At 51.9% G+C, this 12,962-nt stretch carries 18 protein-coding genes; 6 read left to right on the top strand and 12 right to left on the bottom strand.

Annotated features, from left to right (window positions below; translation table 11 throughout):
- Positions 1 to 71: 71 nt before the first annotated feature.
- Both Dvar_RS26525 and Dvar_RS26520 read left to right on the top strand, forming a co-directional pair.
- The gene (locus Dvar_RS26525) at positions 72 to 1,607 is read left to right on the top strand and encodes a hypothetical protein (RefSeq protein ID WP_419656140.1); all 1,536 of its coding nucleotides are present in this window, start codon (positions 72 to 74) and stop codon (positions 1,605 to 1,607) included.
- Between the two features lie 625 nt (positions 1,608 to 2,232).
- Positions 2,233 to 2,403: a hypothetical protein gene (locus Dvar_RS26520; protein WP_419656139.1), complete on the top strand. Its 171-nt coding sequence runs from the start codon at positions 2,233 to 2,235 to the stop codon at positions 2,401 to 2,403.
- Between the two features lie 42 nt (positions 2,404 to 2,445).
- Here the strand turns inward: Dvar_RS26520 and Dvar_RS26515 are convergent, their stop codons facing one another.
- From Dvar_RS26515 to Dvar_RS26470, 10 genes are all read right to left on the bottom strand, one after another.
- Positions 2,446 to 4,401, bottom strand: a complete 1,956-nt coding sequence (locus tag Dvar_RS26515) for an alpha-amylase family glycosyl hydrolase (protein ID WP_419656138.1) — start codon at positions 4,399 to 4,401, stop codon at positions 2,446 to 2,448.
- Between the two features lie 23 nt (positions 4,402 to 4,424).
- Entirely contained in the window at positions 4,425 to 4,568 is a 144-nt protein-coding gene (locus Dvar_RS26510; RefSeq protein ID WP_419656137.1) for a hypothetical protein, read from the bottom strand.
- Positions 4,569 to 4,830: 262 nt separating this feature from the next.
- Positions 4,831 to 6,549, bottom strand: a complete 1,719-nt coding sequence (locus Dvar_RS26505) for a Na/Pi cotransporter family protein (protein WP_419656136.1) — start codon at positions 6,547 to 6,549, stop codon at positions 4,831 to 4,833.
- Positions 6,550 to 6,653: 104 nt separating this feature from the next.
- Positions 6,654 to 7,313 (bottom strand): DUF2179 domain-containing protein, encoded by a 660-nt coding sequence (locus Dvar_RS26500; protein ID WP_419656135.1) that lies wholly within the window; start codon positions 7,311 to 7,313, stop codon positions 6,654 to 6,656.
- Complete coding sequence (locus Dvar_RS26495) at positions 7,310 to 7,645, bottom strand: hypothetical protein (RefSeq protein WP_419656134.1); 336 nt, start codon at positions 7,643 to 7,645, stop codon at positions 7,310 to 7,312. The genes Dvar_RS26500 and Dvar_RS26495 overlap by 4 nt, the downstream gene beginning before the upstream one ends.
- Positions 7,632 to 8,255, bottom strand: coding sequence for a DUF21 domain-containing protein (locus Dvar_RS26490; protein WP_419656133.1), 624 nt, complete (start codon positions 8,253 to 8,255; stop codon positions 7,632 to 7,634). Before Dvar_RS26490 ends, Dvar_RS26495 begins: the two co-directional genes overlap by 14 nt.
- Before the next feature lie 302 nt (positions 8,256 to 8,557).
- Positions 8,558 to 8,692, bottom strand: a complete 135-nt coding sequence (locus Dvar_RS26485; protein ID WP_419656132.1) for a hypothetical protein — start codon at positions 8,690 to 8,692, stop codon at positions 8,558 to 8,560.
- Between the two features lie 124 nt (positions 8,693 to 8,816).
- Positions 8,817 to 9,125 carry a hypothetical protein gene (locus Dvar_RS26480; protein WP_419656131.1) on the bottom strand — a complete coding sequence of 103 codons (309 nt, stop codon included), beginning with the start codon at positions 9,123 to 9,125 and terminating at the stop codon, positions 8,817 to 8,819.
- 9 nt (positions 9,126 to 9,134) lie between these two features.
- Positions 9,135 to 9,611 (bottom strand): universal stress protein, encoded by a 477-nt coding sequence (locus Dvar_RS26475; RefSeq protein WP_419656130.1) that lies wholly within the window; start codon positions 9,609 to 9,611, stop codon positions 9,135 to 9,137.
- A 382-nt stretch (positions 9,612 to 9,993) separates the two neighbouring features.
- Positions 9,994 to 10,239 (bottom strand): hypothetical protein, encoded by a 246-nt coding sequence (locus tag Dvar_RS26470; protein WP_419656129.1) that lies wholly within the window; start codon positions 10,237 to 10,239, stop codon positions 9,994 to 9,996.
- On the opposite strand from Dvar_RS26470, the gene Dvar_RS26465 reads away from it, so the two are divergent.
- The 4 genes from Dvar_RS26465 (at position 10,214) to Dvar_RS26450 (ending at position 11,704) form a co-directional block, all read left to right on the top strand.
- Positions 10,214 to 10,504 (top strand): ABC transporter permease, encoded by a 291-nt coding sequence (locus Dvar_RS26465; protein WP_419656128.1) that lies wholly within the window; start codon positions 10,214 to 10,216, stop codon positions 10,502 to 10,504. The genes Dvar_RS26470 and Dvar_RS26465 overlap by 26 nt on opposite strands.
- Positions 10,505 to 10,800: 296 nt before the next feature.
- Positions 10,801 to 11,091: a hypothetical protein gene (locus tag Dvar_RS26460; protein WP_419656127.1), complete on the top strand. Its 291-nt coding sequence runs from the start codon at positions 10,801 to 10,803 to the stop codon at positions 11,089 to 11,091.
- Between the two features lie 138 nt (positions 11,092 to 11,229).
- Positions 11,230 to 11,466, top strand: a complete 237-nt coding sequence (locus Dvar_RS26455) for a hypothetical protein (protein WP_419656126.1) — start codon at positions 11,230 to 11,232, stop codon at positions 11,464 to 11,466.
- Positions 11,467 to 11,569: 103 nt separating this feature from the next.
- The gene (locus Dvar_RS26450) at positions 11,570 to 11,704 is read left to right on the top strand and encodes a DUF3096 domain-containing protein (RefSeq protein ID WP_419656125.1); all 135 of its coding nucleotides are present in this window, start codon (positions 11,570 to 11,572) and stop codon (positions 11,702 to 11,704) included.
- Between the two features lie 6 nt (positions 11,705 to 11,710).
- Here Dvar_RS26450 and Dvar_RS26445 read toward each other — a convergent pair whose 3' ends face one another.
- Positions 11,711 to 11,980, bottom strand: a complete 270-nt coding sequence (locus Dvar_RS26445; RefSeq protein WP_419656124.1) for an HAD family hydrolase — start codon at positions 11,978 to 11,980, stop codon at positions 11,711 to 11,713.
- A 360-nt stretch (positions 11,981 to 12,340) separates the two neighbouring features.
- Entirely contained in the window at positions 12,341 to 12,886 is a 546-nt protein-coding gene (locus tag Dvar_RS26440) for a superoxide dismutase family protein (protein ID WP_419656123.1), read from the bottom strand.
- Positions 12,887 to 12,962: the final 76 nt, after the last annotated feature.

The raw sequence follows: 12,962 nt of genomic DNA, 5'->3' as shown, positions 1-12,962 counted from the left end.
GCACCGTCGATAAGTTTGGTAACGAGTAAAGTGAAATCGCTGCAAAGCGAAAATCAACGGGGAGAAGAGTAATGAGAAGAATGAGTATCGGTACACGGATGACTATGATTGTCCTTTTGGCTTTAACGGTAACGGTGTCTTGCGCCCAGGTAAAGTCCCCCGGGGGAGCCAAGCAGCCAACCGCAGGAGGCCTGCAGAATCCCATCGCGGTGCACGGTGAAAACTGGCGCGGGAAGCCCCATTATGAAGTCCTGATCATGAACCGTAACGCCGAGGGTCCCGGAGGGGCAGGCAACTACTACAACTCCATCGGGTTGACCTTTGCCCTTTCCAACGAGGAGATGGACGCGCGCTTTCGGGCTCTTGATCCGGAGAAGCTGAAGCAGCAATACGGTGGCGACGGGGTTCGCTTCAATGGCCCGCGACGTCTTGTGGTGAACCGGTGGAGCGGGGCGGCCATGGATAATGGAAATGTGTTCTTGATGGGCCAGATCCCCATGTACGTTTATGGAACCTTCTCTGTTCCCAATTTTGACGCGTTTATCGCCGGCAAGCAGCTGCCCTACGTCGAGAGCGTCTCCAAACGCACCAGTACCTGGTACTACGATGCCGGCGAACAGGTGTACGAGTTGGTCGCCCCCGACGGTGCCGTATTCACCATGTTCAGCTCCTCCCTGAAAGTCGATCCCAACAACACGATCGACAGATTGCCGACGCTTGGAGAGCGACTGAAGAAGCTGCCGGCTGGCTGGGCCTACAGGGCCCGGACGTTGGAGAAGGATCTGGTTATATCGGCCACTTACGATTCTGACCCGCCGAACACCGTCGTGCTCGACGAGTTCGAAAATAACTACAACCGCAATCGAGAAGCATCCACACCAGCACCAGGCGTTCCCTATGTGCTGTCCGATGGTGTTAATGCGAGTCACAAGCGTGTCGATGGTCTGCATTTGACCCGCTATATCGAGATGTTCCTCGCAGCCCGTTCTCCGGACACCGGCAGCGTCGTTGCTGCTTGTTACAACTCCATGTTTACGTCAAAGGGGATTCCTGCCTCAAGAGATACTGCTCCGCAGGTGTTGGTTGAAGGGCTTGATTTCGACAAGTTGAAAAATAAGTACAGCGTTCTCGGTGCGTCGCTGAATGGCCCGAAGCTCTGGACGCCAGATTGGAGCGAGTTTGAGGCTGGAGCAGAAAGAAGCTTCAATGGTATCCCTGCAACGTGGGTGGCCCAACTCAACATGGGCGGCGATGGCGCCTCAGGCGTATCAGAAAGCACGCCCTACCAGGCGGTAACGATCGCACGGAAAAGCGGAATAGGCTGGAACAAAGGAACTACAGTACTGCTACTTGACGACGCCGATGGCAACACATGGATCATGAAAGGCTTTCAGCTGGGCCTTAAACCACAGCATACATACAACGAGTTTATTTCTGGAGGGGCGAGCATGTTCAAGAAACTACCTCCAGGCTGGAAGGTTCGAGTAAAAACGCTGGAGAAGGATTTGATCGAGAGACCGGAAAACGGCGTCGCCACGATCATGCCGGATGAGCACTTCAATGTGTACGACAAAACCGGACCGGGTATGACCAACTACACCCCATAATTCGCCTTTCGCCCGGGTGCATGGAGCGTCTAAGAGCGGTATTGCATCGACAAGAGATACTTATGCGCACGATTCGAGTCACCCGGATAGTCACAGCCTTCACAGCCTTAACTATGATGACCAGTTTTAGCTTTGTCCGCAAATGCGATTTTCGCGCTGAGACGCATTTTATGGTCCGATATGATATGACGATCAAACCTATGATCTGACCCAACGGCGCAGTTACGATCTTTTTCTCAGTGGCTATAATTTGCACACCATGAACGCCCTGCTAATCCGGGATCCGTTAGCCAGAGCATTGGCTTCAACATGCGAATGAAAAGCTGATATTGTTTCCATTTTTTTAGGATAGGTTGTATAGGGGCATCGATCTGGAAATAATATAGCCAGGAAGTTATGTTCTGGCTATTCCACAAAAACACATCCCACCGAAATTTGGATTTGCCATCGAATTTAAGTATCAAGGATCACGCAGAATTTGCATTTAGCAACTGGATATCATACGCTTACCTTGGGAGCTGCTCAAATCATAAACCCTTTAACCCAAGGAGGAAGGCCATGAAACTTTCAAAAGCAGCCAAAATCTGGATCGATTACCACAAGACCCATTCGAAAAAAAAATACGGTGCGATCCTACAGGGCCATTATCGAACGGTTTATCCAGGAATTCGGTGATGGCCCCGTCGAGCAAGTCACCCCGGAACAAATTCTAACCTACCTGAACCGTCTCACCGAAGGAAACAAACCCTACACCAAGCGAATCCGTTATTCCCAACTCTCTTCCTTTAAAAGATGATATAATAAATAATGGTTATAGCTGACAAAACTAAGTCCATTTTCAGGAAATATCGAGCCACATGGGTTGATATTCCCCAAGCAGGAACTCTCCGCCAATCGGAATGATTTCATTGCGCAAAAGGTTCACCGCCTCATTTTTTGCTCCATATTTTGTCAGAACGGTGCCATCCATCTTTTGAGATCGGTCCGAAAAATTGTTGATAATCATGATTTTCTGATCCTCGAATGCCCGAATGTAGCCGAACAGATGGGGATTTCCGGTGCTGATCACTTCCATCCCGCCGTTTTGAAACGCCGGGATGTTTTTGCGCAGGTCCGTTAGCTTGACCATGTCCTGAAAAAAGCGCCATTCCAACGTTTCCTGGTCGGAAAGGTCCTCCCTGGCCTCCCAGCGTTTCCTGGATCGGTGGACCCAACGGCTGTCGGTGGCTTTTGCCGGATCACTCAGATATGTGTAATCGTTTAGCATTCCCCATTCGTCACCAATATACAGCAGCGGGATGCCGCCAATGCTCATGACAATGCTTCGCAAGAGGTTGACACGATGGACGGCCCGCTTGATCAGATCGTTATCCTCACGGGACAGGGCATCTTCCAGTCCGGCAAGGGAAGACAGCGTCCCGGAAATGCGAAGATCGCCGGTGTCCGCATTGAACTGAAAGGGCACGCCCCGGGCGAAAGAGCCCGGAAATTCGCCTGTGTAAAAGCGGTTCAGAAATTTTCGATGCCCCACCGGGTCGATGCCCACCTCCTTTGCATCCTGATCGTCGAATGTCCAGCCGATGTCGTCATGACAGCGGATGTAGTTGACCCATGCGCAGCCGTCCGGTATCCGGTAGCGTTTTCGCATCGAATGATCGAGCAGTTTTGTCTCTTGGGTGGCCAGCGCCTCCCAGAGCAGAGCCATGAGCAGAGGATTGTAGGAAAGCTGGCATTCGTCTGGATGAATGTAGCGGACCACTTCATCCGGGGCAACGATGGCCTCCGATTTGAATGTCATACACGGGGCGGCGATCCTTGCCATAGCGTTGAAAGCCCGGATGATGGTGTGGGCTTCCGGCTGATTTTCGCAGTTGGTTCCGAGCCGTTTCCAGATGAAGGCCACGGCATCCAGCCGCAGCACTTCCACCCCCTGGTTGGCCAGAAACAGCATCTCTTCGGCCATGGAGCGAAAAACTTCGGCATTGGCGTAGTTCAAATCCCACTGATAGCTGTTGAAGGTGGTCCAGACCCAGCGGTTCATCTCCTCGCACCAGGTAAAACTGCCCTTTCTCACTGTGGGGAAAATATCTCTCAAATACCTTTGGAACTGATCTGGCAGTTCCCGGTCCGGGAAGGTTAGATAGTAGGCGAGAAAATCTGGATCCCCTGTTTTGGCCTTTTCCGCCCAGGCATGCTCGTCGGAGGTATGGTTGAACACGAAATCGAGCGCCAGGCTGATCTCTTCGTCCCGAAGGGCGGACGTCAATCTGGCCAGATCGTCCATGCTGCCGATGTCTGGATTGATCGCCCGGTAGTCGCTGACCGCGTAACCGCCGTCGTTGTCTCCATGGGGGACGGTGTAGAGGGGCATTAAATGCAGGTAGGTCAGCCCTAGCTTTTTGAAATAGGGGATGTGATCGGCCAGCCTGGATAGGTTGTCGCTGAACAAATCGACATACAGAACGCCGCCCACCATTTTTTCGGAGACATACGAGAATGGCTTCGCTTCTTGTTTGGCATCGAGCAGCTTAAGTTCCAAAGGTCTTTCCAGCCAATAGCTCACCAGGGAGTACAAAATCCGATGCAGCGTATAAAAAAAATCGTATTGCCAGCCGTAAAGGTGGTGAAGGCAAACGAACAACCGCTCCCACTCGGAATAGAGCCGGTGCTTGAATTGATGCCAATCCTGTCCGGCTTCCCGGATTTGCTCGGAAAACAGCTGCTCCACTTCCGGCAGAATACGATTCAGAGACTTTCGAGCTTCTTCCGGTCTCCAGTCTTGTCCAGTATTCATTACTTCCTTTCTGTGGTAAATTTTTAATCCGGATTGAAAATTAAGTGCGAAACGCGATAATCTTCTGGCTCAATCGTTGTTGCCTTGTTTATCTGCTCGGACAGGCGATTGTTCAGTTCTTCCTGGGCGATTAAAGCTCGCTCGCGGGACGCATCAATGTCCTCCACATAGAGCGCTTTGCGTTCGGTGGTTTCACACGCAGCAGCGTCCGATCCGCTTTGGTCAGCCAGGCGATCCGTTCATGGGTAAGCTGGGCCAGCATGTCCTGCGGGGGAGCAATGCAGCGCCTGAGACTGATGAATACTCGTCGAAGTTTGGCCAGTCGGGATCAAATCTTAACTGCACAAACTGCCTTCGGAACAGATTCGTAAGCCATCGCTGGAATAAACGCCGGTAACCGCCGGGTGGAACAGGGCCGATACAGGCGCCTCAAGCGGACACAGTCCCTCCCTTCCCATCGGGCGGCGTCTCGATTCTGTCCACGGCATGGTCGAAATGGACCACCTGTTCGTGGGTCAGCAAAAGGTCCTTCATACCGTAGATTTGCATGCGGCATGACTGGGTAAACAGGCGGTTGACCAGTACCAGGGAGGCGATCTCTATTTCCTGAATTTTTTTTTCAGCCACGGCGTCCAGGGTGTTCTTGATGAACCCGTTGTCGGCGGCCTCAATGTGGCCGAAGGCAGCCAGCAGGCCGCGGTACTGTTCCTCCTTGTCCTCCATCTGCAAGAGGCGTCCCATGGTCAAGTACAGCTCAACGATGCGTTTGCGGAACAGCTTGTACTGGGTGTTGAGATAAGGGTTGTCCGACCCGTCGAACTCGTCCATGTTATGAAGGACCCCTTTGAAGTTTTTGATGGCGTTCATCATGTTCCGGGAAGCGTACATCAGACGTTCGAGTTCATTGGCTTCGGTGCTGTTGAGCTTCTGATTCTGAATGTTCGAATAAAAGGTGAATATGTCGGCGTGCAGCAGCTTGATGTTCTCGTAGAGTTCCTCGAGCGAGTGTCTTCGTCGGCGGTTGGCCTCAAAGGGCAGGTCGGTGTCGAAGACCAGCTTTTCATCGATACGCAGCAGGCGAAGGTTGTAGAGCTGGCATTCCTGGAGCAGATGGCCGATCTCTTTTCTCAGAGCGGCGATGGCCGCATCGGTAACCTCGGTCGGCGTCTGGTTCAGATAGACGGTCAGGATGGTCTTGTGGTCCGGAAACACCCGGCTGAGCCCAGTGGCGAAGTGCCCCAGGAATGGAAAAAAAAGTGCCACGCCGACCAGGTTAAACAGTGAATGGAACAGCGCCAGCCCCGTCAGGCTGCTGGTCCCGATGTCCATGAAGAACTCGATGACGCCGATCATGAAGGGCAGGCCTGCAAAGGCGACCGCACCCGTCACCAGATTGAAAACCAGGTGGCTCAGGCTGACCCGCTTCTTGGCCGGGGTGCCCCCGATGGCACCCAGCAGCACCGTGATGGTCGTCCCGATGTTGGCGCCGATCACGATTACGGCGCCGATTTCGAAGGTGATCAGGCCACTGTTGAGGGCGGTGAGCACGATAGCGATGGTGGCAGCGCTTGCCTGCATCAGGGCCGTGAAGAAGGTGCCTACCAGCAGGTAGACCCACAGGCCGTAGTGCTGGAATCCGGCCAGGCTGAAGGTCTGTGCGAAACTTTCCACGCTGATTTTCATGAAATCGAGTCCTAAAAACAGAAAACCGAACCCGATGGATAGCCGGGTCACCATGGCGGGCTTCATGCCCGGCTTGAACAGGATCAACCCAGCGGCACCGATGCCGATAAAGGGCAGAGCCAGGCTCTCGATCTTGATTTTGAACCCGATGGTGGCAATGATCCACGCCGTCAGGGTCGTGCCGATATTCGAGCCCATGATGACCCCGATAGCGTTTGGCATATTCATCACGCCGGCGCCCACGAACGCCAGCACCATCAAGGAGACCGCTGAACTGCTCTGGAGCAGGGCAGTGACCAGCGCGCCGCTGCCGATGGCGCGCAGCTTGCCGTTGGTGTAAGTGCGGATGATCCGCCGGAAGGTCCGCCCGGACAAGGCCTTGACCGACTCTTCGATGAGCAGCATGCCGAAGAGAAAAATGCCCAGCCCGGCGAGCAGCTTCCAGATATCCAGAGATGTTGACATATGGCTTTCCTCAGTCCGACTTCGTCACGGCAGCCAGCCTGACTCCTGGCTCTCCATGTCGGCCAGCAATATGGCTGACAGCGCAACCAACATGTCTTCGCGCATTACGCTTCCTCCGCATCTGATCGCTTCATTGAATCGTTGTCTTCCAGGCAAAAACAAACAGAAAACCGATTAAACACCGACCGCCATCCACCAAGGGGTGTATGAATGGGTTTTAACACCTTACTCATATCAAGCGCCTGCTCTACGATATAAAATACATTCTCGTCCAATCTTTTGACTTCCGGAAGAATCCATTTTAAATCGCGCCGTCGGCAGGCGATGTATAATTCACTTACCGGGCCTTTCATGCCTTCACCCACGAAGACGGTAACCGGTTGACCTTTTTCTCTTAATAGATCCGTTATTTCCTTACCGGCACGGCGACTGATAACTCTTAAGAATAATGCCGAAAGCCAATTCCGGCAAAGAGGTCCCAACCGCGACACCGTAAGGCCGATCACGGCTTCCGCGATGCCCAGTTGCCTTGAAATGATGACTGCGCCACTGACAATTAACTGACCGCCGCCCACCAGGCCAACCAAGCCCATGCCGATATTCAATAACGCGTGTTTGAGACGTAGAGGGCTCCCTGTGGCGTAGTCGCCTATCCCTCCCAACTTCATTGCGCTGTTTACAGTATACTTGATCAGAAATGCGAATCCGGCCAGGATCATGAGATATGGCAGCGAGTATGCAATCACGGGGGCTGTGCTATTCATCCAAACGCTCTTTTTTCGGTTTTTTTTGGGATCAATGGTTCGGGTGAATTGATGATGCCCCGCATCAGGTGTCCTAAAATATCGGCACCGGTAATGACGCGCCGTTCTTCTCCCCATATGAGTATGATATCGTGATCGATCACATCGTCTCCCGGCGCCTGCGGCTCGACCTTCAATTGACTGATCACCTGGCCCATGGGCGTTAGCGGATCATGAACAATCAACGGACGATGGCAGTCGGTATAGGGATTTGTTTCCTTGTGGAACAGCACTTGGCGGAGGAATCCATCGGCATCCAATACCATCAGTGGCGCGTCGTTAACATCTGTCAAAATAACCCATTTTTTTTCCCGAACGCTCGATTTGTCTCAGAAAACTGTCACTGCACGAATTATCGAAAGCTGGAAAAACCGGTTTGCCGTTGTCTTTCGTCGAAATACGGATAACACTCTCCGGGGCAATTTTTTCACCTTCATGAATAACCGCCAAGTCGTCTATGGTAAGAAAATTCAACGCCCCGACACCCTCCACATGGTCCACTTCGGCTTCCTCTGCATTCATGTGCATTTTGATGACCTCCCGTAAATCGCGCTCACGGAAATAGTGACTCCCCTCAGGCCCCAGCCAGCGATCGAGGATCATGGCGGTTGGTTTCGCCACGGGAAAGAGGATGATCTGGTAGAACTTTAAGACGGGCGACAGAAGGGAGGCCATTTTCAGCGCATGCCTTGAGAAATAGGCTTGCGGCCCAATCTCGCCCACCAGCCTTATTAAAATGGTTGAAAAAAATGCCATAACGCCGATCATGACCAAATCGTACAACAACGTCAACAGCAGGTTAATGCCCACATTGCACCACAAAATGGTCGTCAGCAGAAAATTCGAATCCTGTCGAAGTGCAAGTGGTCCGGTGTTGTTTGGGTCGTATCGAAAATTAGTCAATCGAAATTAATATTTCAGAAAATCTTTGATGCCTTCCTTTGCGTTGCTCCGGTTTAATCATATTATAATATCTGACGTGTAAGTCAGCAAGGTCTATCAAATAAAATAGGCAGAGCCCCGTTAGAGGCTCTGCCCGTTCAACCGCCATATCTGCGGATCATATTTTTGCCTTAGCTGTCGAAGCTCTGCCGTTCACCATGCCCTCAAATTTTGCAGGAAGCACCGGCGATGCATCTGTTGATGAAGTAAGCCAGCAAAATGATCGTCAATGTCGTTCCTATCATGGGGCACCTTCCTTTCATTTATCCCGCCACATCAATCCCCGGATCGCATCCCAGATGTTCGTCTTTGTTTTCACACTCGAAGTTTCTTTCGCGGGTATCTACGTGTCCTTCACTCTTGTCGTCAAAGTAATCCTGATTTTTTTTATCGTCCATATTATCACCTCATTGATTCATTGTTTTGTTGTCTTGGTGTTTCGTCTTTCCTGTTCCAAATATACGGCATCAAGCGACTGAAGCAATGTGAGTCGTTTGGTTGTGTGGTGGTAGGTGGAAACTCTCAACGACTCATATGTGACTTCTGGCCAGGGGGTAAAATGTCCACGAAGGATATGATCATTGAGGAGACTGCTGTGACGATACCAGCGTTGCCGAACAGCATGAGCACTCGCAGAATCCGGCGATGCATGGGATGGCTGACCAGTTTCTCAGAGTTACTGGTCGTGAATCCCACGCCCGTGAAGGCCGACCTTGTCTGAAATTTGGCCGATTCACGGGCCAGCCTGGTGTGCATTAAAGCGACGGTGGCAATGCGGGTAATCAAGATGGATAACGTCAACACGATAGAAAAAGCCTCTATCGAAATCATATCAACTGTTTACTCGTTAGTTTCCGTTGATTTGGGTTTGATGGTCAGCACCGGACATTCGGCACTGCGAACTACTTTTTCGGCAACCGACCCAAAAAACAACCCCTTGATCCCACTTCTTCCATGGGTAGACATCACGATCAGATCAGCGTCCTCCTCCTTTGCGGCCTGAACGATACTCGTCGATGGATCGCCAACATCCACATGCTGATCGACGCTGATTCCATCGGGAATGTCAGTTTCAATCAGTTCCTTGATGGCGTTATTGGCATTTTCTGTCATCTGCATAGTGATTTGCATCATCTGATCCGTAAGCGCAGGGGTGAGTGTGTATGATGGAGATGGCGGATGATCGATTTCCGAAACTGAATGGAATAGGAGGATCTGGGCTGAAAAATGTTTCGCCAGATCCACGGCATGTTCCACAGCGGCTCGGGACGGGTCGCTGAAGTCTACCGGGCAAAGAATTCTGTTGATATTCTTCATTTGACGGGCTCCTTTCATGGTTGCTGTTGGTTATGCCTCATCAAACCGGATCGGGTAGGGAATGGTATGAATCGCCTTGTCCGCCAGTCGTCGGCACGGCGAAAAATCGATCAGCCACATACTTGCCTAAACTGGGCGATTGTCGAGCTTGCCGCATATACAAGGCAGATGTCTTTACACGTCAGCGTGCTTTGGTTTTCGGCCGATATGTTGATCTTTTTTGCCGACCTTATCAGAAAATATAGAATAGCGGGAGACGGACGTAAATAGGGGCCGTGCGGTATCTCTTACGAATCTATTGAGTATTTAAACCGTCACCATCCAAATACACATTGAGGACCTTGCCCACCCGATAGCCGTTGGCATTATGCACGTTGGCGCCCTATTCCATTGCTACCGTGCCCTGCGGTACGTTGCGGCGGAGCCGCTTTGCATAAAGCGGCTGGGTGTTGACCGGTGCTGCTTTCTCGGCCCACCAGGGGGTACTGATGCCGGTGTGATACCAGATCATGCGCCGCGCTTCATCGGCCCGGTGGTGCTCGAAGTCCTCATACCTTCCAACAGGAATGTAGGCCGATTTTTCAAAGCGCGGGTAGGTGTAGTTGGTTTCGTCCCTCTCGTCCACCATGCAGCAGGCGCTGCTGGGGCCGTTTGTTTTCATCATGCCGGCGGCCATCCGGTCCGGCTTTACAACACCCATTGCCAACATGCCCGAATGGCTGCAGGTTGCCACCTTGATCCATCCCTTGCGATATATCGTCGTTGCCTTGCGCCAGCTCTTTCTCGAAGGTGCGGACCTGGCGTTTATCTGGCCACAACTGTGGCCGCTCTTAATGATCGCCGCAGGGACCTTACCCTTGTCGGCCTGGTTGTTCCGGCAACGATCCGCTTAGTTGCTTAACCATTCAACGGCTTACCGGATATTCGATTTTTTTCCTGCGCGCTGAGGACGAAATAAATTATTTCTGATCCCAAACTACGCAGATCACCTTATATACAATCGGGGAGGGTGGGAAGTATAGTTTGATTAGTATAAAGCGCTCCGATTGATATTGCCGTTGACAACGGCTGTTTCCTGCAAATGCTGTAAAAAGGCACAGACAGTTGAGATCGATTCCAGTCGTTACGCCACACCGCAGAACATGATGTCATATGCATGCGGTATCCATGAATGAAAAGGAGACATACCATGAGTGACAATCGAGAAGCCTATGTAGAAAAAATAAAAGCGAAGTTGGATGAATGGAATGCCGAGATCGACAAGCTGAAGGCCAAATCCAGACAGGCGGAAGCCGATGCCAGGATCGGCTACCAGGATCAGATCGATACGCTCAAAGAGAAACGCAAAAATCTCTCGAAGCGGTTCGATGATCTGCGCCAGGCCGGGGGGGACGCCTGGAAAGACATGAAAAGTGGCGTTGAGCTTGCGGCTGATTCGCTGAGTGAGGCCCTACGTTCGGCTCAATCCAGGTTCAAGTGACGATCGTAAAGGCTCCGCAATGAAACATCATGGCCTTACAGGCGTTTTTTCAATGAAAAAAAGACCAACGACTGCTGGTATGGCACCGTTGGCGGCCAATAAAGAAAAAGAATAAATAAAAAGGAAAGGTGGAACATCATGAATATAGGAGACCGAGGGAAATTAAAGACAATCATCGATCGAGAGAAATTGATGCACTTTAAAACCTGTGCCGCCTGTGGTCAGCCTTTCAACCTGGGTGATCCTGTGGTTCTGGCATGTGGTGCCTGGGAGGGCCCCCCGACATTGATTCATGAAAATGAAGCTGTGTGGAGCGATAAGGACCGAAATTATACAGAGCGCAGGTGCTACGAGGCCCGACAACGAGGTGTTTGAATCAAATAAACAAAGCACGGAGCACGGTTCATAGAAAGATCCATGCCAGTGGTGTGTTTGCATCGTTGAGGATGGATGCATTACCAGGAAAGGATTATTTGTGATGACTGCGTTTTCCCTCCAACCCATTGTTTCGATTCTCGCTGGAATCTTGATTTTATTGATACCCCGAGCACTCAATTATATTGTCGCGATCTATTTGATCCTGGCGGGGGTGATCAGCCTGCTGAATCTTTGACCCCGATCAAGCAACGCTTCGCAGATACAAATCTAAAGTGGGCGGCTCATCCCGGAGCATTGACGCATCACTGCCAGAATCACCGCAAACGAGAAAATTGGCCAGGGGAATCTGCCATTGATCGCTCAAACAGTGTACTGTTTTTCCTTTGGAGGCGCGGTACGGCAAAATGTCCAAATATCTGTCTTTTGAATACATCACATTGCAGCGGCAGTGGTTACGCACCAGGTGATCCCGAATTAAGGTTGAGCAGGGTTTCCAGACGATCGTTTTCACCACCGATCAGTGTGTTGTCGATATCCGTGATGAAAAACGCGTTGAGACCCGCTAGGCGCCTGCCGATGGCGTTTTTGGGAACGGCCTTTTTCTCAGTGCACTCTGGCCATTGACTGCAGCCCCTTATCCTCTCCGTAGGCTTTGATTAAGCCGGCGATGTTTTTTCGTTGATCCGGCCTGCACAACGACAGGATATTGGCAGCAAAAGCCCCCCGTTTATGGATTTGAAAATGGTTACTGAATTCCAGAGACGATAATGAAATGAATGAGGAGTATTCCCCGGCACAGTGCCGGTCGGATGGGCCGGGCGGGCCCTCACGGCCCATCCCCGACCGTCATTGTCAACCTTTTTAGCCTTGATCAGCGTACGGTGACGCCGATCACACCGCAGGCCAATCGTCCACCGGCGGCACCCGTCGGCTGTGAGGTGAGATCATCCTCGCCGGCGTGAACGATCACCGCCCGTCCAACAATTGAATGGGCGCCGTTCAAACTTAGATGACTGTCCACCCGTTCATAATGACTGCGGTCAGACCCATCGGCGAATAGGTTGCCAAGGTCACCGACATGGCGTTTTGCCTGATCCGGTCCTGCATGGGGATTCTTCTCGGGATTGAAATGGCCGCCGGCTGACGTGCCATCCGGGGCGCTGCAGTCTCCCAGCTCGTGAATGTGGAAACCGTGCTTGCCAGGTTTCAACCCCTCAACGGTTGCCGACACCTTCACCCCGTCGGCCACGGCAGTAAAATGGATCGTGCCGGAAACATTGCTGCCCGCCGTGGGGTGAAGCACGGCAACGGCGTGGTGTGGGGGGGTGGACTCTGCACCGACTGCCATGCCGGGCAACAGAGTGAACGTCAAACTACCGATGATTGTCATTACCAATATGGTCAAAATGGTTTTCATGGTCTACCTCCGTATATTTCCCGTCCCTTGACGGAACGAGTCAAGAAATACCGGAAACAGTCGACCCTCTCCGGCA

Origin of the sequence: Desulfosarcina variabilis str. Montpellier, assembly GCF_048565275.1 — a bacterium.
Classification (GTDB): domain Bacteria; phylum Desulfobacterota; class Desulfobacteria; order Desulfobacterales; family Desulfosarcinaceae; genus Desulfosarcina; species Desulfosarcina variabilis.
This window is presented reverse-complemented; position numbering and strand designations above follow the sequence as displayed.